This is a genomic window from Nostoc sp. FACHB-152 (genome assembly GCF_014697475.1).
Lineage (GTDB): Bacteria > Cyanobacteriota > Cyanobacteriia > Cyanobacteriales > Nostocaceae > Nostoc_B.
This window is the reverse complement of sequence record NZ_JACJRV010000101.1, coordinates 1-18,845: the sequence shown is the minus strand read 5'-3', so window position 1 is coordinate 18,845 and position 18,845 is coordinate 1. Positions and strand designations below refer to the sequence as shown.

The window sequence follows — 18,845 nt, the reverse complement described above, 5'->3', positions numbered from 1 at the left end:
CGAACTCTAGCTAGTGCCACTGCCAAACTCAACCTCTGCTTCATCAGGCTCATGATTAAGAGGCTTGCAGGTTCTTCCTAAGATGTCAAATGGGTTCTATAAAGCATTAGGGTTAGCTTTTTGATGTGTCTGAGTAAATGATTGAACCTGAGTCAGCAAGCTAGGTACATAACTACTGCTAAGGTTGCCAGAAGTCGCGCCGCCATAGGCAAAATTGTTAGTTTGCTTAGTGGTAAGATGCAGGCGATCGGCTAGATACTCAATCCAAACGCGACCATTGGAGTATCGCCCCTGAAAGTATGTTGTACTAGGTGGATACATCCCTCCCGTTGCTTGAAATACCATACCTGCATCCGAAAGACTATCGCCAAATACATAGAGTTGGGTAATAGGATGAGTACTGCCAACAGAATTTGTGAGTACAACCATAATAAAAACTATAAACGCTAGTCCTGCTGTTAAAAACCAGTTTCTTATCTGCATTAAACTCTTTTGCAAAAAATCTCTAAACTAAGGGTTTTCGTCTTAGCCAAAGCTGACATCTGCAATTAATTGCTTCTCTAGGCTAACAACCTAACCTCAGGCTGGGTGAGTGAAACCGAATACTTTTGGGTGTGGATTTTGCCAAATCTCATATCTTTCGCTCAACTTTACCCTGAAACACTTCAACTCTTAACAAAAGTCTCCCCTCAGCATTTTCTAGGTATATCTTCAGGGCGAAGAATACTAGGATTTAAATTACAAAAATAACCATATAACCAAAAAATCAGCCATCAAAATCTTTAGCTATTTATGAAGCTTATTGAGTTTTAAAGCCTGGTGGTTTATTTTTAGTCTATAGGACTAGTATTTGATTTTTGAAAGAAATCAGTACATTGTTACTTGCCTTATTTTCTGTTGTCTATTGCCTATTCCCTCGCTACACAAGTATGTTCAGTAATCAAATCGGATTCCTATATACCATTAATATAATTAATATAACTTTTAAGTTTAAATTAATAATAATTTGACTATTAAAGAACATTTTGTATCAAATACCAAAAGGATTTCATGACTGGGATAAATTTATCAAACCTACAGAATTAAAGTCATTAATGCATAATTCTGGTTTTGCTGATATCATAATTCAAGGATTTGGCATGACTGGAAACACCAGTTTTGCTCTTCTCATCAATATTATTTTTCACGGATTGAGCGACAAAAATGGATGCATAACTCTGCTTTATTTAATATAGTAATCAATCAAGATACTTCTGTATGGTATATTGGCAAAGCTGTTAGGTCTTAAATTTATCAAAAGTGTTGGGGTTTGGATTTCCGCAACCTTAAATCAAGCGGAAATCTTTTTTTATTAGAGTGATTTAATTTATAAAATCATTCTTTAGTGTAATCTTTCAATTTTAACTATAGGTAGAGAGGATTTGTTTATTTACTAACTATTATAGAAACATAGAGACTATATCATATTAAATATTGGCGGGATATAAATACTAAGCTATAATTTTTTGGTAGTTTTCCTAAAAAATAAATGAATATATAGTTATCTAGCTAAAAATACATAAATTAATTTATTTTAATGGAGTAGAGGCATGAATCAATCGAAAATAGCACCTTTAAAAGAAAAGAAGTTTAATTATATAAGGATAGTAAAAAGCGAAGAAAATATATTAGATCAAGGATTATTGTATGCCATCTCTATTATAAGTTTATGGACTATTAGCTTAATTATTTTGCTAACAGTAGATATATCAAAAACTCCCTTTTGGCTGATAGGTATTGGTATAGTTTGGCAAACATTTTTATATGCAGGCTTATTCATTACAGCCCATGATGCGATGCATGGGTTAGTTTTTACCAAGAATCCTAAAATCAATAATTTAATTGGTTCAGTTTGTGTAACCTTATATGGGCTTTTTTCTTATAAAGATTTAGTTCAAAAGCATTGGCTACATCATAAATATCCTAGTAGCCAACATGACCCAGATTTTCATGATCATCAGCATAAAAATTTTTGGGCTTGGTATTTTCGGTTTATGGGCAATTATGGAACTTGGAAACAGTTAGTAGGATGGACAGTTATTTTTAATTTTCTAAGATTTATTTTAGACTTATCTCCAATTAATTTAATTTTATTTTGGTGTTTACCTTCGCTTTTAAGTTCAATCCAATTATTTTATTTTGGCACCTACTTAACACACCGAGAGCCAAAAGAAGGTTATACAAATCCTCACCGCGCGCAAACTGTGGCACTTCCTGTGTTTTGGTCTTTCATAACTTCCTATCATTTTGTTTACCATCAAGAACATCATGAATATCCTCAAGTCCCTTGGTGGAAGTTACCGGAAGTTCGCAGAAAGAATGCAGATGTCTCTTTAAATTAACTGTCAAAAATTAATTGGCAATTAATAATGCTTATTATTTAATGAACGGTTTTAGAGGTTATTTATTAACTAAAAAGCAAATTACTGTAGGGTTTGGTAGATGCAGACTTTTGATATGAATTGTCACCCCAGAAACCATCACAGTACCTAACGCAACGTATTATGCGGTACGTTAGGCTAACGCCATAACACATCCTACTTAAGATTTACTTTACAAATGGTTTCTTTGTTGAGAGAAGTAAGATTACGAGGATAATCAGGGCAACTATGATGGTATTTGCCCTGTTTGCATTACTAGAGGGTAATTAGCTCGACATTTATTCAAAAATAAAATATAAGTCTTATATAAAAATCTGATTTGATTACTAAAATTAATTGTGTAGGGAGAGAACAGGGAACTGGAAAGAAGGAATAAAGGTATACTGGTTTTTTGCAGAAATAAAATATAAGTCTAATATATTTACTGAGTTACTAATACAAATTGACCTTATAATAAAGCACATAACTGCCGCAGGTAAGACTGATGTGGCAGTATTGAATAGTCAAATTTCGTCAGTTGAGACTGGATGTAAAGGTGTGAAGGTTTGCAACACACTTCTATACCCCAGATGGACGCAGCTGACGAAAGATGAATTTGATAATAATCTGTGTTCTCAAGATATTACACAGTCGATTGTTACTACAAAATTGTATTTGATGGCTAAACCAACTTTTTCCACAAAACGGCTTCGCAAAAAGTTAATTTACTGGTTGCTAGCAGAAAACCGCAGAGAGAAGGAAGGCCCATACCATAAGGAAACGGCGCACCGCCAGCATCCTTGGTGGCAGGTTATGTGTCTGACAGGTGTTGATTATTTTTCTACTCTCGGCTATCAACCTGGAATTGCCGCACTAGCAGCAGGCGCGCTTTCTCCGATAGCTACTCTGATTTTGGTTTTACTGACACTGTTTGGTGCCTTGCCAATTTATCGGCGCATTGCTGCTAGAAGTCCACATGGTGAAGGTTCTATTGCTATGTTGGAGCATTTACTTTCTTGGTGGCAAGGCAAATTATTGGTGTTGTGCTTACTCGGTTTTGTGGCAACCGACTTTATTATTACAATTACACTCTCGGCTGCTGATGCTACAGCCCATATTATAGAAAATCCTCTCACTCCACATTTGCTTCACGATCAGGGTATTGGTATTACGCTCATCTTAATTGCATTACTAAGTTTTGTTTTTTTAAAAGGTTTTAAAGAAGCGATTGGTATTGCAGTTTTTTTAGTGGCGATTTATCTACTGTTAAATCTTATTGTCATTAGCGTTGGTTTATATCAAATTGCCATAAATCCGGCGGCGATCGCCAACTGGCAAACAGCACTTTTTGCACGTCATTCTAATTTTTTTGTTCTTATCGGCATAGCTATCCTGTTATTCCCTAGGCTGGCTTTAGGTTTATCAGGCTTTGAGACTGGTGTAACCGTTATGCCTCTTGTAAAAGGTAGCAGCAGTGATACCCCCGAAATGCCGAGAGGCAGAATTCAGAATACCCGCAAGTTACTGACGGCGGCGGCTGTAATTATGAGCTTCTTTTTGCTCACCAGTAGTTTGGTGACAACTATTCTGATTCCAACCGCAGAATTTGCTACTGGGGGTAAAGCTAATGGACGCGCCCTTGCTTATTTGGCACACCTGCATTTAGGCAATGGCTTCGGGACAATTTACGACTTAAGCACTATTTCTATTTTGTGGTTTGCTGGTGCATCAGCAATGGCTGGGCTGCTAAATATTGTGCCTCGTTACCTACCTCGTTATGGTATGGCTCCGAGTTGGGCGTTATTAACCAGACCTTTAGTATTGGTGTATACAGCGATCGCTTTTGTAGTCACAATTATTTTTAAGGCCAATGTCGAAGCCCAAGGTGGAGCTTATGCAACAGGGGTGTTGGTATTAATTAGTTCAGCTGCGTTTGCTGTTACCTTGGCAGCCTACCGCCAAAACGCTGCCAAGGGAAAATTGATTTTTGCAATTATTACTTTGGTATTCATATATACCACTATTGTTAATATTATTGAACGACCTGAAGGCATTAGAATTGCGGCTTTCTTTATCGGTACAATCATTTTTACTTCGCTAGTTTCGCGGGTTTGGCGTTCTACTGAACTGCGCGTAGAACAAATCGAAGTTGATGATACTGCTCATCAATATATTGTGGAAGAAAGCCAGGGCGCAATTCGACTGATTGCAAATCGTCGTAATGAGGGCGATGAAATAGAGTATTTTTTAAAAGAGAAAGAGGTGCGTGAGGATAACCATATTCCACCTTCTGACCCGATTCTCTTTTTAGAAATTACAATATCTGATGCTTCCGAATTTGCTAACGTTATCAAAGTTAAAGGCGAACAAGTTGGTAATTACCGCATTCTCCGGGCTGAAGGTGCAGCCGTACCAAATGCGATCGCAGCATTACTCCTGTATATTCGTGATCAAACAGGTAAAATTCCTCATGCCTACTTCGGTTGGGTAGAAGGAAATCCCATACAATATTTGCTGCGTTTTATCTTATTTGGTGAAGGGGATATTGCTGTAGTTACCCGTGAAGTTATTCGTCGAACCGAAAAGAATCCAGCGAAACGTCCAGGTATTCATGTTGGTGGTTAACAGTTATATGAGGTATTTTGTATTCTAACTCACAATTAAACTTAACTTTTTAACACCGTTTGATGGAAGTTACAGCTAGCGATCGCTATTAATGTGCAAATTAGTCGCATTATTAGCTAAAATCACATGACTGTACAAAACCCTCGCTTCGTTAAAAAATTGATTAATTTGATCGTTATTTTTGGATTTACTGCTGTTATTATTTCTTTTTCTACATTAGCTTCATCCACAACTAATTCATTTAGTACAACAGCTTCACCAGAAACATCGGGAGTAATTAATTAAGATATTACTCAAAGACCGAATGATGGTAGCGCAACTCCTGGGCGGCGAAGACCACAAACTGCGCTGAGTCAATTGGATAGATTATATGTCACAGAATCCGCTCAGGGAGGACTGACAGAAATACAACTGGCTAACTTAGCATTACAAAAGTCGAAAAATAACGAAATCAGACAGTATGCTAATCAAATGATTCAAGAACATACACCTGTGAATCAGCAACTAATTCAGCTAGCTACCCAAAAAGGACTAAAACCACCAACTGCTTTAGGCCCTAAATATCAAGCTGCGATCGCTAGAATATCACAACTTTCTGGTGCAGACTTTGACCGAGCTTATAAAAATGAAGCTGGTATTAACTTACACATGGAATTTTTGGTTGTGCAGCGTCGTCAAACTAAATTAGGACAAGATGCAGACTTGCAAGGATTTGCTACCAAAAATATACCTGTCACTCAGAGATATTTAGAAATGGGCAATCGCCTTTTAGCGGCATCTAATCAGTAGGCAATAGGCAATAGGCAATAGGGTTGCTATCCTTCAAAATTCAATTACAAAACTATTTCGTAAGTGAAAATCAGGTTTAGTACCTTTATGAGCTAATGCCCAATAACTTACTAGACTGTTTTTTTGTTTAACTACAGTAGTAATTGCTACTTCAATACCTTGGTTTGTAGAGATGATTTTATCCAAATCTACATCCAATGTCAGGGAGAAAATATCAGATTGTTCAACACAAAATGGCAACTTAGTAAACGCTGTTTCCTCTTGCATTCCTTGTCTATAGCCATCAAAACGATAGACATTCCAATCTCCAGAGGGAGAGAGATTGAATTCCCAATAACGTTCAGAGTTTTTAATGCCAATAAACAACTCAAAACAAGTATCTTGCCATAGTTCATGTTTTCGGCTTGGCGTATCTGAAGGCGAAGCAATAGCAATTTCTGTTAATTCCCCAAGTAGCTTGTAACTAATAGCTAGTTGATGATGATTACGAGAAATAGTGCCTGTAATTTGCACATTAGGTGGCAAGTTTTCAGAAGGGAATGGTTGTAGAGAAAATAATTGCTCGTTCATTTCATATCCTGAATGATTTTGCGAATCTGAGTTTCTTGAGATTCGATACTTTCTGTCAGCTTAAACTGAACGATCGCTCTTGCTAAGTTATGTTCTGGGTGCTTGACTTTAAAATAGACATTCCCGGCTAAGTAATCAGCAAAAAATCGCAGTCCTAATTCAAAGGCAATCAAACGAATGCCATCATACATATACGCGTAATCATTTTCGGTGAGAAATGCCTTAGCTACTGCCAGATAACCTTGTAAAATTCCCTGGCACAAATCAGTATCAAAATAAACACTGTCCCATTGCTCAGTTTCTTCACCCGCCGGATTACAACCCGATCGCAAACAGTCGCCAATGTCGTAATGTACTAATCCAGGCTTGACAGTATCCAAATCAATCACGCTGACAGCTTTTTGAGTCTGAGTGTCAAACATGACATTATTAATTTTGGGGTCGCCATGCATCAAGCGGAGTGGTAGTTTACCTTCAGCTTTGGCATTTTCGAGAATATGGGCGAAAGAAGTGCGATCGCTGACAAACTGCAAGCAATAATTAACTTCTGGGGAAGGTTGTACCTTAGTTTTTGCTAACACTTCTTCATAATGCCGTAAGTAAAGCGGTGTTATGTGGAAACCTACAAGAGTGTCAGCGAGTTTTTCTGGCGGTAAATCGCTGATCAAATTATGAAACATCCCCAAGGCATAACCAATTTCTTTCGCATATTCGATATTTTGCATCGTATCGAAAGACTGTGAGCCTTGAATATAACTAATGGCTCGCCAAAAACAGCCATCGGCATTAATGTAATAATCTTGAGAGTCTTGTGTTGACAATACCCGTGGCACTTCCCAGCGACGATTCAAGGGTGCGTGTTGCAAACGCTGATAAACATGATCGCTATAAATCCGCATATTCTGCATAATCAGTTGCGGCTGACGAAATACCTGTGTATTGATGCGTTGCAGAACAAAATGTGATTTTATTACTGAGTCGAGAGTTACTAAAAAAGTATCATTAATATTGCCACTACCAAATGCTGCAACACTTCTCACCTTACCCTGAAGCGCAAATTGATCAGCAATGGTAACTAAATTTTCGGCAACTTGTGTAGTGCTAGTCATATTGATGTTATACCTACTCCTCCCATATATTGCCCAAAGGCAATAGGAGACATAGTAGCGCAAGGGGTTGTAGAAATAAGTGTTGTAACAAAATATATATAGGAATTGTTACCCGCCTTCTTTGCTATTGCCTATTACCTATTGCCTTTAATTTGGGAATACTCAACCCAGTGGGTGCGAGGAGAAATCAGTGGTAGAAGAACGGGCGTATTGGGTAGCTTGGTCACAAATTTCTGGGATTGGCCCGGTTTTACTGCGACGGTTGCAACAGCATTTTGGTAATTTATCGACGGCTTGGCAAGCGGGTAAAGCTGAATTAGCCGAAGTTGAAGGTTTTGGTTTACAAACTATAGAAAAATTAATCAAAGAGCGATCGCGTTTACATCCAGAACAGCTACTGGGCCAACACCAGCAAGAAAACTCCCATTTTTGGACACCAGCAGATGCAGAGTATCCCCGCTTATTACTAGAAACACCCAGTCCTCCCCCAATTTTGTACTACCGGGGTGACGTTAATTTAACAGAAAATCTCGGACAAAAACCACTAGTTGGCATTGTCGGAACTCGTCAACCTTCCGAGTATGGTATCCGTTGGACTCGTCAAATTAGCACAGCTTTAGCTAAAAATGGTTTTACAGTTGTTTCCGGAATGGCTGAGGGAATAGATACAGAAGCGCACAGTGCTACTATCAAAGCTGGCGGCAGAACACTAGCGGTTTTAGGTACAGGTGTTGATGTTATCTATCCCCACAAAAATCGAGATTTATACAAGCAAATTTTAAATGCAGGATTAGTGTTGAGTGAATATTCTGCTAAAACCCCACCAGATCGCAAAAATTTCCCCCGTCGCAATCGAATTATTGCTGGTTTAAGCCGCGCTATTTTAGTGATGGAAGCCCCTTTAAAATCTGGTGCGTTGATTACAGCTACCTATGCTAACGATTTTGGTAGAGATGTTTATGCCTTACCTGGGAGATTAGACGATTATCCATCTCAAGGTTGTTTAAAGTTGCTTTCTCAAGGTGCGTCGATAATTTTTAGAGAATTAGATGAACTGTTAACCATGTTAGGCGCAGTACCACAACTAGATGCTGTTACAACTTCTCCTACCCCAGAACAGTTAACGCCTACGTTACCGCCTCAAATGCAACAAGTCATCGATGCGATCGCCTGTGATATTCTATCTTTTGATGCTATTGTCCAGAAAACAGGTAGTCCGGCTAGTTCTGTGTCTAGTGTTTTATTACAGTTAGAACTAATGGGTTTAATCTCGCAACTTCCAGGAATGCGGTATCAGAAAAGTTAATCAAACGTGAGTCTGATGAGTATGGGTCATGTGTCGCACCTTCAACCATTGCTTCTTAATTTTATTCTGAATTAACTGGGTAGTTTTTCTCGCAACCATGCCACAACACTATCAATGTCTGGAACTTTTTCCCCTGCTGGTATTGCTGGACGGTTGACCATGACAACCTGCACACCTAGTTCCCTCGCGGCGATAATCTTGGCGTAGGTTGCATCACCACCACTGTTTTTGCTGACGATGGTATCAATGTTGTGTTGAATTAAAATTTCTTTTTCGTTATCTAAAGCAAACGGGCCGCGATCGCACAATATCACCCCTGGTGGCACTAAAGCATCTTCACCCGGAGGGTCAATCATCCGCATCAGGAACCAAATATCTTTTAAGTGTGCAAAGACGGCGAGTTCTTGTCTACCAACGGTTAAAAATACCCGTTTGGCTTGGTTTTCCAAAACTGCGGCGGCGGTAGTATTACTGTCTACTTCCATCCAGCGATCGCCTTCTATTTTCTCCCAAGGCGGACGAATTAACATCAATCGCGGTATTCCGACTTCATGCGCCGCCGCCGCCGCATTGAAGGATATTTGATTAGCAAAGGGGTGAGTCGCATCAATTAATATATCAATCTGCATTTGACGCAGATATGTAACTAAGCCAGACACACCACCAAAACCCCCAATTCGCACATTTCCCAATGGCATTGAAGGTTCACGGGTACGACCTGCTAAAGATGCGATCGCCTCAATTCCTGGTATAGTTGCAACTCTGGCTGCTAGTGCCGCAGCCTCTCCGGTTCCACCCAGAATCAAAACACGCATTTACCTACTTTCTTTACTGTTGCCTATTGCCTGACCATACAGGTACTTTCAGTAATCAAACCGGATTCCTTTATATTTAATTAATTGTAGGAATAGGAGGAATTTTCGCCAAAATTCCTTTTTTTAAAGGTTCGGGTCGTTCTGACCAAGGCAATAAACCCTCTGGTTTGGTGTAGTATTGACTAGCACATTCTAATATAGCGGCACTACTATCAGCATCTAAATCACCGAACAGATAAGTTAACTTATCTTTAGCTGCAAATGCGACTACACAAGAACGGTTGCAAGCACTCATACATTCAACTTCTTGGATCGGAAATTCTTCTCGCAACTCCCAATCTTGAGCTAGTTGTTGAATCTGGTGTAATAATTTTTGACCACCACTTTCACCTACGCGTTTACCATCTTGCCAAACACTAGCACAGGTTTTACAAACAAATAAAGTATGAGTGTGTTCAGCAACACTCGAAGAATTAGTATTAACAGCAGTATGGGCAGCAGTCATCCGTACCTCGCAGATTTGTTGAAAAAAAAACGTATACTTCGGCGGGCATCCTGACTTGGAAAGTTAAAAGGAATTATCTTTTACTTTACCTTCACAGTTGCGGGACAGTGACGGATTTTCACCGCGCTTTCCCCGTTACCTTTGGTGGCTGATCTCCACCAAAACCGAATAGCCCATACATCATATCATTGATAATCTAATACCGTTTTTGTGTGAAGCTGTGCCAAATCCTAGTTTTTAACGCAAAGTGGCGCAGAGGTAAGCGCAAAGTTACGCGGAGATTGTGTCAGGATCATTTCGTTTTGTCTCAAAATAATAAAGGAGAATTTGTTGTTTTACAGATGAATACATCGGGTAGTTGGCAAGAATGGGTAACTGTACTGAGTTATGTGGGATTTACAGTATTCATCATTGGGTGCGTGTTTGCAGCACAAAAAAAATAATATAAAAAGGGAACAGGGAAATGCCGCAATTCTATTACAGGTCGATGTTATAAAAATGCAGCGCATTTCCTTAAAGTATGGCTTGGCTTGGTCAGTTTTTCTTAAAAAAGGTGCAGATTAACTGGCCAGGGTCTTTGTTTTTTAAGGGTAAAACAGTCCCATCTTGTTGAATTCTAATTTTTTGACGGCAATCATACACCTCTAAGGGACGTTTTACGCCATCTACACTAATTATTGCCCTATATTCCCAATAATTTTTGGCACTGCGGTTAATACTAAGGATACAAACTTGGTGGCCGTCGTAATTTCGGCAGATAGAAGATGCATAAGCTGGGGAGGGGAAAAAATTTGAGAGGATGAGTAGCAGCACTAGAACAAAATATTTCATCTGAATTAAATACAATTTCTCTACTCTGCATCTATACCGCAACCGTAGGCCCTTTTAACATTACGCGGGATTGAAGGACGGCACCAAACCCGGTTATTTCCGGCAACTGGGTTAGTTACGAAATTTTTTGGATTTATATCTAATTCCTCCAACTTGGTTTGATTGTACTTTTCTGGGACTAATAAGTACTTATCTTTTCCACCACCATCAACAAATAAGCCTAAGCTGAACATCAGTTCTCGCAAGCCAGATGGACTCTCAACGAAAGATTGCCCATAAGCTGGTTCCGCAAAAGACAGATAAGTATCATCACCTTTCTTATCCCAGAAAACGCCAATGCCATTGACATCTGCACTACCTAATATTCCATGATGTCCTAAATACTGGTCGTTGCCAGCACTGTCTTCAAACCAGCCTATACTCCAGTCACGACCTTGACCTAAGCTTTGCGAAATTCTGACGTTATAGCGATCGCTCCCGCTATCATCTTGATATATACCAATAGCAAAATGTGGTGAACCTCCCAAGCTATAAACTCCGCTACGATGGTAATCATCGCCGCTTTTGTCTACGAACATCCCTAAGCTATACCAGTATCCTGTACCTTGGCAGTACACATCGCATTCATAGCGGTCATTGCCCGTACCATCTATTAACATCCCAATACCACCAGCCCAACTATGACCATCACTTTGGTCTGCACGTCTACCATAGGCAGCACCTTGGGCAAAATGCACGTGTTTGTCTGTCCCGAAGGGGCCACCGTTGGGATATTTATCTTCCATGCCGATGTAATGATCATCACCTTCCGCGTCTAGCAGTAGCCCGACTCCTTTAGTAAAACCGTAGCCTTGACCATATCTATATAAAGAATAGCGATCGCTGCCGCTATTATCTATCAGCATTCCTGTGCCAAAACTCCCGCTACCTTGCAAGTTCCCAATACCTTGATAGCTGTCTTGGCCTTGTGCGTCGTAAAGAATGCCTGTACCAAAAATTCCGATGCCTTGGCTAAAGTACTCTGCCTCGTAAGTATCATTACCTTGCATATCCATCAGCATTCCATAGCCGAAGACACCTGCGCCAAAACTCGGCACTGTTCCAGGTGGACTAGAGTATTTATCATTGCCAGCCAAATCAATAATGACGCTGACACCGTGGCTAATATTTCGCGTTGCTGCACCACCAGAGTAAGTATCGTTACCTGCAACATCGACTATCAGTAAATAATCGCCAGGGGGATAGACGCGATCGCCTTTACCATTGATAATAATTTTGCCTTGGGGTGTATCTACTGTATATTCCTCATCACCTAACAAGGAACTCAGATTGAGTTGACTTAATTGATTTTGCAAGTTCTGAGTCGCACTGATAGCTAAAATAGCTCCTGTATTTAGCAATTTAAAATCAACATTATCTAGCAGAGATTCTATTAAGAGTACTTGTTCTGGGGTCTCTTTTTTTGCTTGTGCAGCGTCTTGGTTGACAGTCTGCATGATGTAGCCAATTACATCAGTGTAAGTTGTATCTGCATCTAATTGTAATTTGTTAAGCGATCGCAAAAGTCCCAATTCTCTGTAACGCAGCACATCAGGTATTGCCAATAAAAACTGCGCCACCTCAGCACGTAACTGTGATGGCAAGGCTTGGTATTGCTTGTTTTTAAAGCTATCAGCAGAATTGCCCGTTAATTGGCTCAAACTCACAGCTAAGGCATCATCACCCTGTTTTTTGACTTGCTGCTGGTATTTTGTTAATAAATCTTGGCTTAATGAAGGGTTAGCCCCTGCATTAATTCTTCGATGGGCGTTAAAGGCCAAGAACGCTAAATTAGATTTAGCTGCCAACAGGTCTTTGCTGCTGGTACGGGTGTAACTACTAATTTTCCAAGGATTTTCAAAAAACAGATCCAGCATTTTAAATCGGTACTTATCACCGCCCCAGAGTGCCATATCTGCCTGATCTATTTTGAGATCATCGGGCGTTAATTTAGCAGCCGCTAGTGCTTGGCGAAACAATTCCCCTTGTTCGGTTAAGTATCCCGTAGTTATGGCGTTTACCCCAGAACCAAAAACTACAAACCAACACACCAGTAAGCTAGTTAAGATAAATTGGATAATTGGTTTGAGCAGCGATCGCCTGGTTTGGTGGAAAATCATTGTGATATAACAATTAATTTAGGTTGTGTCGGTTATAGCAATAGCCAAGGTAGTTAGGACATCGGTAGATGATAAAACTTAAACACCAAAATACCTTTCACTGGGCTGTTATACTATTTCACGAAATAAATGATCCAAATAATTTCTCCTCTGCTCTTCTGCTCCCCTGCAGCAGAGCGGCCTATTTGTATCAAACTTAAAGTGAAACGGTATTACCTGTTACCTGTTCCCTATTAAGTGCTATTCTTAGTCTGTTTTGCTAAAACCATATGAGGCAGGCTAGCAAAAAGAAGTGTAGATATCTCTCAGGGAGGATTCAGAAATCAGACCTAGTAAACCAACACTACGACATCTATAGTTTGAGAAGTGAGCTTAGATTTTTTATTCAAAAAAAATTAATAAATTATTACAATTTTATTGAAGTTGATAAATTAGAAAAATAACGATTACCGTTTGTTAGAATAACAGTAACTAACTAGGCTTTATAAAATATAATATATTGATTAAATAGCCAAGATTTAAAAATCAATTTTAGCTCCTCCTAACTCTAAATTATTATCAAGTAAAGTCAAGGGTTATCGCATGAAATTTGCAATTGATATTGGACACAATTGTCCTCCTGATACTGGTGCTAGAGGGATAAAAGTTGAAGATAATTTAACTTTAGATGTAGGCACTAGAGTTATCGAAAAACTTAAATCCTTAGGTCACGAAGTTATCCTATGTAAACCACAAAGTGCTAGTTCAGTTAAAGATTCTTTGTCACAAAGAGTAAATAAAGCGAATGCTAATAGAGTTGAGCTTTATGTATCCATCCATTTTAATTCTTTTAATGGACAAGCCAATGGTACAGAAGTATTTGCAGGAAGTGATACCAGTAGAAAATATGCAAAACCTGTATTAGATGAAATTGTCAAATTAGGCTTTTTTAATCGGGGTGTAAAAAGTGGTTCTCACTTATTTGTGCTGAGAAATACTAATATGCCAGCAATTCTTGTAGAAGGTTGCTTTGTGGATTCTCAAAAGGATATAAATTTATATAATCCCGAAGCCCTAGCTAATGCAATTGTCAAAGGTTTAACTGGTCAATTACCAACATCTCCTGTGAACCCTGTGCCTGATGAAGAGGGAAATGTTGATACTACGACATTAAGGCTACAAAAAGCTTTAAATCGGTTAAAAATTACCGACAAAGATAATAAGCCTTTAGTAGAAGATAATGTCTTGGGTGACGCTACAAGTTCGGCTGTAGAAAACTTTCAAAAAATTGTTGGTATTGCATCATCTGGAGTCGCTAATACAGCTACATGGAATGCATTAAATTTGATTTTGGCTAAACGCATTATTAGACCAAATCATGCTGGTGGAACAGTTGTCAGATATCTACAATACCGTATAGGTGTCGATAATGATGGTGTTTACGGGCCACAAACAGAAGCAGCAATGAAAAAATTTCAACAGCAAAATGGTTTAACTGCTGATGGTATTGTTGGGCCAAATACTTGGCTAAAATTAATTGGTTAGCTTGATGAATGTAGTCAGAAGAAAATTGGAAATTACTAATTTTCTTCTGATTGCTCGTACTAACCGCGATTCTTTTCTAACAGGAGCATCATAATTAAACTTAACAAAATCTGTTGCTCTTCGCGATCGCTAATTTTATCGACGGCTTTGATGGTAAATTTTCTAGATAAGAAAGAAGGAATTTTTTCTAGACGCATTACCACATTACCATCAGCCCGACTCACCAAATAGATAGGATTAAATACATAACCAGTAAACATCCCTACAATCGGAATTTCGGCAAATAAAGCATCAGCAATTTTTACCCAAGGATTTTTCTCTTGGATAGTTAAATATGTGCTGTCACCATCAAATATGTCATAACGCGCCCGCCACAGAGATTTTAAACCCCGACGTTTGACTGCACCGATGTTTGCACCATTACTATCACTGAACTCATAGCGAGCCGAAAAGTCAATAATGCGATCGGCTTTGATGTAGTATAAGGGTTGTGTTTGCTCAGTATCAGCAAAAATTGTAATCGCTTCTTTGAGCTTAAAAAGCTTCTGTTTGACGTAAAAAGCTAAGTTACCTTGAGCATTCACAACAGAAATTTGCGGTGCTAATGCCCAAAATTTGAATGTAAGTTCTAGAGGATACTGCATTTGCCAGTAAAAACCACAAAGTTGATTGCCTTATTCATCCCAAAACAGCTAATTTACCAGTGGTTTCGCAAATATTATATACAAATTGACACATTACTTTGTATTTGCACTTTGACCTCAATTATATATTAATGTAGTATCTGTAATATAGTAATTACTCATTATAGAGTTATGACCCAGTATCGCTTTAAACGGTCATTTACGGCAGACTCTAATGTAAGTCAGCAAATGTTTGATTTGCTAGAAATTGTGTTTTCGGGAATAACAGATGTAGCAGAAGAAATTAAAAAACTAGGCGCGTCTTGGGAAAGTGCTTCTACACCCTTTATCTACTTTCATAATGACATAGCTATTAGCCATGTAGGAGTTTTAGAAATACCCATGCAAATCATGAATAGTTTGACGACAGTGGGAGGCATTCATGGAGTAGCAACGCATCCGGAATTCCGCAGACAAGGCTATTACCGAAAAGTCATGGAAGAAGTATTAAGCTACTGTGACCAACTCTACCAAACTCTTATATTAACAACACCAAACCCAGAATTTTATACGCCTTTTGGCTTTCGCGTTATCCCAGAATACAGATTTCAAACTCAGGTCAAATCACCAGCTAGTAGCAACGGCTTTCGAGTTTTAAATACTGCCGATCGCCAGGATGTAGAATTATTACACAGATTACTAGAGACGCGATCGCCTGTTTCTCATATTGTGGGAATTGTTAACGAAAAACCTGTATTCTGCTTCAATGAAGGCAGTAGAATTTTAAGTTATGCAGCAGATTTAGATTTAATTACCTGCATGAATATAGAAGATAATACATTGCATCTTTTTGACATAGTGGCAACGCACATACCACCCTTAAAAGAAATACTTTCCCGCATCCCAGACATAATTACACAGGTATTCATCTACTTTACCCCGGACAGGCTGGAATTAGATAATATCCAAGCTTTGCCCTACCAACTAGAAGATACAGTGTTGATGGTACGTGGTAAATTTGCCGCCGAAGGACAAAAACTTATGCTACCGCGTTCTGGACGTTGTTGATATAGCAATCTTATTGATTTATAAATTACTTGTGGAGGCAGATAATAGGCTATAGGCAATAGATTTGTTTGAATCTCCTACATGGGTTGCTATAGACTCCAATTTTAGTTAGAAAACAGATACCTGGGACATTAAAGATGCTAGCTTTCAAAACAGCATCACTGTATCAAAAAATAGGAAACTAAAATGAGAATTTTTGTTCCCGGCCGTCTTTGTTTGTTTGGAGAACACAGCGACTGGGCGGGAGAATATCGCCGGATTAATCCTGAAATTGAAAAGGGTTACACCTTAATTGTGGGTACTAATCAAGGAATTTATGCCGATATCAAGCCTCATCCGACGGAGTTAATTATTCATGCTTCTCTCAATGATGGTAGGCGTTATGAAACGTTTAGATTACCTATGGAATCTCATACCCTCAAATGCGTAGCGCAAGAGGGTGGTTTTTTTAGTTACGCTGCTGGAACAGCTTATCAATTTGTGACTCGCTATGGTGTGGGTGGACTTGAGGTTGATAATTATTTAACCGACTTACCCATTCAAAAGGGATTATCTTCAAGTGCTGCCTTTTGCGTTCTCATAGCAAGGGCATTTAATCGTTTGTATGACTTGAAGATGACAATTGGTGAAGAAATGGAATTAGCATACCTGGGAGAAAGAACTACTCCTAGTCTTTGTGGTCGGATGGATCAAGCTTGTGCTTATGGAAATCGCCCCATCTTGATGATATTTGATGGTGAACAAGTTGACCATTACGAGTTAAAAGTTAGCCAAGATTTGTATTTTGTGATTGTCGATCTCGCTGGTAGCAAAAATACACAAGAAATCCTCAGACGATTGAATGAGTGTTATCCTTTCGCTACTAATACAGTCAAGCAAAATGTCCAAAAATATTTAGGTTCTATTAGCGCGAAAATTACCCTAGCAGCAGTTGAAGCAATACAACTCGGAGATGCCCAATTTCTAGGAACGTTAATGACAAAAGCCCAAGCTGAATTTGATCAGCACATAGTTCCGGCTTGCCCTTCTCAATTAACTGCAAACAAATTGCATCTCCTACTTAATCATGAGCCTCTTCAACCTTATATCTTTGGAGGAAAAGGCGTGGGTTCTCAGGGTGATGGCACTGCACAACTGATTGTTAAAAATCAAGAGAGTCAAAGACAAGCGATCAAAGTTATTCAGCGAGATTTTCCGCAAATGCAAGCGTTACAGTTAACTATTTCAACACTATCGTGATGATTTCCTTAACTGAGAACAAAAAGCGTTATCCCATTTCACCAAATAAATGATACAGATAATTTCTCTCTGCCCCAATACTTTTCGGATCAGGAATTTACTCGTGTTCGCGTAGCGTCTCCTTTAGAAGAAGGTAAGCAAGGGAGGGGGGGAATAGGGAGAATGAACAAACCTCTCCCCTGCGCCTCTCTCTGCCCCTTCGTCCTTAGAAGTGCCTCAACGAAGAGATCTCTTAACCGAAAGGTATGATTGAATCTTGATTTGCCTGCGATGCAATCGTGTAATTATACAAAACTTAGAAATACTTCGGTATGGCTGTATAGGACTGCTCAAAAAGTAAAAAGCAATCGCACGTCCAAGAGTAAGCGCGATCGCAGGCAAGAAACTAGGTTATTTAGAGATCCACGATTGCTATCCAAAATTTCGGAACCTTTACAAAAATTAAATAAATTGACCAAACCCCGTTGTGGCGGGCTGTGGGGAATAGGGGAAGAGACAGCCATGATTTTTTCTTCAAGAAAATTATCAGTCGTGATCACGTCCTTATAAGTTTCTTATTTTTGTCTGGTAGTTTGGTAGGGATGAATTGAGGAAAGACTGTTGAGAAGTCTAAATAATTTATTAACTTACATACTAGCTGTTCTCAGTCAGAATGACCTTTGCATATTTAAATGTAAAACTATCAAAAACAGCAGAATCTGACCTAAATACATAAATTAAACTTGGAAAATTGTAGCTAAACAAAAATTGAAATAGCTTGAATATTGTTAAGTACCAGTTCTGGAGAGGTACTGACTTAAAGCCCAAGAGATATAAAAATTCAATTTTATATCTTGTTTCGCCACATTTTCTCATACATATTATCCGTACTAAATTATTTTAGTGCGAACACTGATATCTAATGAATAGTTCCCTATAATGTCTCGGCGTAACTAAAATTTAAAATCCGGTTAGTAAACTTTGCATCTACAAAATGTTACTGCTACAAAACCTATGGAACTACACCAAGCTAAAACGAAAAGAAGACGTGGAGTTGTACTAACTCCTATGGGACTGCAAAGATTACAGGCAGCAATTTTATCGTGGGAAATAGTTGAAAATAAAGGTAATCGCTTAACTCTAGAACAATTGAGCAGACAAATCAATGTTTCCACTAAAACCCTAAGTCGATTGTGGTCTTTGAGTGCCAGTGTCGATCACAAAACTTTGAAATTATGTTTTAGTGCTTTTAACTTAGAAGTAGATGAAAACGATTACACAGTTTTAAACGAAGAAAATGAAAC

At 38.8% G+C, this 18,845-nt stretch carries 17 protein-coding genes, 1 pseudogene and 1 riboswitch; of the genes and pseudogenes, 9 read left to right on the top strand and 9 right to left on the bottom strand.

Features of this window, described 5'->3' with window-relative positions; all coding sequences use genetic code 11:
- Nucleotides 1–96: 96 nt before the first annotated feature.
- Nucleotides 97–483 carry an SGNH/GDSL hydrolase family protein gene (locus H6G76_RS32610; protein ID WP_190710122.1) on the bottom strand — a complete coding sequence of 129 codons (387 nt, stop codon included), beginning with the start codon at nt 481–483 and terminating at the stop codon, nt 97–99.
- Nucleotides 484–1,589: 1,106 nt separating this feature from the next.
- On the opposite strand from H6G76_RS32610, the gene crtW reads away from it, so the two are divergent.
- From crtW to H6G76_RS32595, 3 genes are all read left to right on the top strand, one after another.
- The gene (crtW, locus tag H6G76_RS32605) at nt 1,590–2,381 is read left to right on the top strand and encodes a beta-carotene ketolase CrtW (RefSeq protein ID WP_190710120.1); all 792 of its coding nucleotides are present in this window, start codon (nt 1,590–1,592) and stop codon (nt 2,379–2,381) included.
- A gap of 696 nt (nt 2,382–3,077) precedes the next feature.
- Entirely contained in the window at nt 3,078–5,024 is a 1,947-nt protein-coding gene (locus H6G76_RS32600; protein WP_190710125.1) for an APC family permease, read from the top strand.
- A 357-nt stretch (nt 5,025–5,381) separates the two neighbouring features.
- A complete protein-coding gene (locus H6G76_RS32595; protein WP_190710118.1) occupies nt 5,382–5,813 on the top strand; it encodes a DUF4142 domain-containing protein in 432 nt (143 codons plus the stop codon).
- Between the two features lie 33 nt (nt 5,814–5,846).
- On the opposite strand, the gene H6G76_RS32590 is transcribed toward H6G76_RS32595, so the two are convergent.
- A complete protein-coding gene (locus H6G76_RS32590) occupies nt 5,847–6,383 on the bottom strand; it encodes a DOMON-like domain-containing protein (RefSeq protein WP_190710116.1) in 537 nt (178 codons plus the stop codon).
- Nucleotides 6,380–7,492, bottom strand: a complete 1,113-nt coding sequence (locus H6G76_RS32585; RefSeq protein ID WP_190710114.1) for a phosphotransferase enzyme family protein — start codon at nt 7,490–7,492, stop codon at nt 6,380–6,382. Before H6G76_RS32585 ends, H6G76_RS32590 begins: the two co-directional genes overlap by 4 nt.
- Before the next feature lie 190 nt (nt 7,493–7,682).
- Here H6G76_RS32585 and dprA point away from each other — a divergent pair, with 190 nt between their 5' ends.
- Complete coding sequence (dprA, locus tag H6G76_RS32580) at nt 7,683–8,798, top strand: DNA-processing protein DprA (RefSeq protein ID WP_190710112.1); 1,116 nt, start codon at nt 7,683–7,685, stop codon at nt 8,796–8,798.
- Between the two features lie 71 nt (nt 8,799–8,869).
- Here dprA and H6G76_RS32575 read toward each other — a convergent pair whose 3' ends face one another.
- Both H6G76_RS32575 and H6G76_RS32570 read right to left on the bottom strand, forming a co-directional pair.
- The gene (locus tag H6G76_RS32575; protein ID WP_190710110.1) at nt 8,870–9,613 is read right to left on the bottom strand and encodes a cobalt-precorrin-6A reductase; all 744 of its coding nucleotides are present in this window, start codon (nt 9,611–9,613) and stop codon (nt 8,870–8,872) included.
- A 76-nt stretch (nt 9,614–9,689) separates the two neighbouring features.
- The gene (locus tag H6G76_RS32570; RefSeq protein WP_190710108.1) at nt 9,690–10,118 is read right to left on the bottom strand and encodes a DUF1636 domain-containing protein; all 429 of its coding nucleotides are present in this window, start codon (nt 10,116–10,118) and stop codon (nt 9,690–9,692) included.
- A 22-nt stretch (nt 10,119–10,140) separates the two neighbouring features.
- A riboswitch (cobalamin riboswitch) is annotated at nt 10,141–10,302 on the bottom strand.
- Between the two features lie 118 nt (nt 10,303–10,420).
- On the opposite strand from H6G76_RS32570, the gene H6G76_RS32565 reads away from it, so the two are divergent.
- Entirely contained in the window at nt 10,421–10,561 is a 141-nt protein-coding gene (locus H6G76_RS32565) for a hypothetical protein (protein ID WP_190710106.1), read from the top strand.
- Between the two features lie 91 nt (nt 10,562–10,652).
- Here H6G76_RS32565 and H6G76_RS32560 read toward each other — a convergent pair whose 3' ends face one another.
- The gene (locus H6G76_RS32560; protein ID WP_190710104.1) at nt 10,653–10,949 is read right to left on the bottom strand and encodes a hypothetical protein; all 297 of its coding nucleotides are present in this window, start codon (nt 10,947–10,949) and stop codon (nt 10,653–10,655) included.
- Nucleotides 10,950–10,969: 20 nt separating this feature from the next.
- A complete protein-coding gene (locus tag H6G76_RS32555) occupies nt 10,970–13,108 on the bottom strand; it encodes a hypothetical protein (RefSeq protein WP_190710102.1) in 2,139 nt (712 codons plus the stop codon).
- Nucleotides 13,109–13,690: 582 nt separating this feature from the next.
- Here H6G76_RS32555 and H6G76_RS32550 point away from each other — a divergent pair.
- On the top strand, nt 13,691–14,632 hold the full coding sequence (locus H6G76_RS32550; protein WP_190710101.1) for an N-acetylmuramoyl-L-alanine amidase: 942 nt from the start codon (nt 13,691–13,693) through the stop codon (nt 14,630–14,632).
- Between the two features lie 59 nt (nt 14,633–14,691).
- Here H6G76_RS32550 and H6G76_RS32545 read toward each other — a convergent pair whose 3' ends face one another.
- Nucleotides 14,692–15,276: a hypothetical protein gene (locus H6G76_RS32545; protein WP_190710099.1), complete on the bottom strand. Its 585-nt coding sequence runs from the start codon at nt 15,274–15,276 to the stop codon at nt 14,692–14,694.
- A 171-nt stretch (nt 15,277–15,447) separates the two neighbouring features.
- On the opposite strand from H6G76_RS32545, the gene H6G76_RS32540 reads away from it, so the two are divergent.
- Nucleotides 15,448–16,323, top strand: a complete 876-nt coding sequence (locus H6G76_RS32540; protein WP_190710097.1) for a GNAT family N-acetyltransferase — start codon at nt 15,448–15,450, stop codon at nt 16,321–16,323.
- Between the two features lie 186 nt (nt 16,324–16,509).
- Nucleotides 16,510–17,562 carry a mevalonate kinase gene (locus H6G76_RS32535; protein WP_190710096.1) on the top strand — a complete coding sequence of 351 codons (1,053 nt, stop codon included), beginning with the start codon at nt 16,510–16,512 and terminating at the stop codon, nt 17,560–17,562.
- A gap of 329 nt (nt 17,563–17,891) precedes the next feature.
- On the opposite strand, the gene H6G76_RS32530 is transcribed toward H6G76_RS32535, so the two are convergent.
- Nucleotides 17,892–18,065 (bottom strand): hypothetical protein, encoded by a 174-nt coding sequence (locus tag H6G76_RS32530; RefSeq protein ID WP_190710093.1) that lies wholly within the window; start codon nt 18,063–18,065, stop codon nt 17,892–17,894.
- Nucleotides 18,066–18,555: 490 nt separating this feature from the next.
- Here H6G76_RS32530 and H6G76_RS32525 point away from each other — a divergent pair.
- Nucleotides 18,556–18,845, top strand: a pseudogene (locus H6G76_RS32525) (hypothetical protein); the annotation flags it as partial.

Bases quoted from the DNA above. Each gene is read 5' to 3' on its own strand.
- H6G76_RS32560 (WP_190710104.1), bottom strand. From the start codon at position 10,949: ATGAAATATTTTGTTCTAGTGCTGCTACTCATCCTCTCAAATTTTTTC.
- H6G76_RS32550 (WP_190710101.1), top strand. From the start codon at position 13,691: ATGAAATTTGCAATTGATATTGGACACAATTGTCCTCCTGATACTGGT.
- H6G76_RS32600 (WP_190710125.1), top strand. From the start codon at position 3,078: ATGGCTAAACCAACTTTTTCCACAAAACGGCTTCGCAAAAAGTTAATT.
- H6G76_RS32590 (WP_190710116.1), bottom strand. From the start codon at position 6,383: ATGAACGAGCAATTATTTTCTCTACAACCATTCCCTTCTGAAAACTTG.
- H6G76_RS32545 (WP_190710099.1), bottom strand. From the start codon at position 15,276: ATGCAGTATCCTCTAGAACTTACATTCAAATTTTGGGCATTAGCACCG.
- crtW (WP_190710120.1), top strand. From the start codon at position 1,590: ATGAATCAATCGAAAATAGCACCTTTAAAAGAAAAGAAGTTTAATTAT.
- H6G76_RS32555 (WP_190710102.1), bottom strand. From the start codon at position 13,108: ATGATTTTCCACCAAACCAGGCGATCGCTGCTCAAACCAATTATCCAA.
- H6G76_RS32575 (WP_190710110.1), bottom strand. From the start codon at position 9,613: ATGCGTGTTTTGATTCTGGGTGGAACCGGAGAGGCTGCGGCACTAGCA.
- H6G76_RS32585 (WP_190710114.1), bottom strand. From the start codon at position 7,492: ATGACTAGCACTACACAAGTTGCCGAAAATTTAGTTACCATTGCTGAT.
- H6G76_RS32610 (WP_190710122.1), bottom strand. From the start codon at position 483: ATGCAGATAAGAAACTGGTTTTTAACAGCAGGACTAGCGTTTATAGTT.
- H6G76_RS32535 (WP_190710096.1), top strand. From the start codon at position 16,510: ATGAGAATTTTTGTTCCCGGCCGTCTTTGTTTGTTTGGAGAACACAGC.
- H6G76_RS32540 (WP_190710097.1), top strand. From the start codon at position 15,448: ATGACCCAGTATCGCTTTAAACGGTCATTTACGGCAGACTCTAATGTA.
- H6G76_RS32530 (WP_190710093.1), bottom strand. From the start codon at position 18,065: ATGGCTGTCTCTTCCCCTATTCCCCACAGCCCGCCACAACGGGGTTTG.
- H6G76_RS32570 (WP_190710108.1), bottom strand. From the start codon at position 10,118: ATGACTGCTGCCCATACTGCTGTTAATACTAATTCTTCGAGTGTTGCT.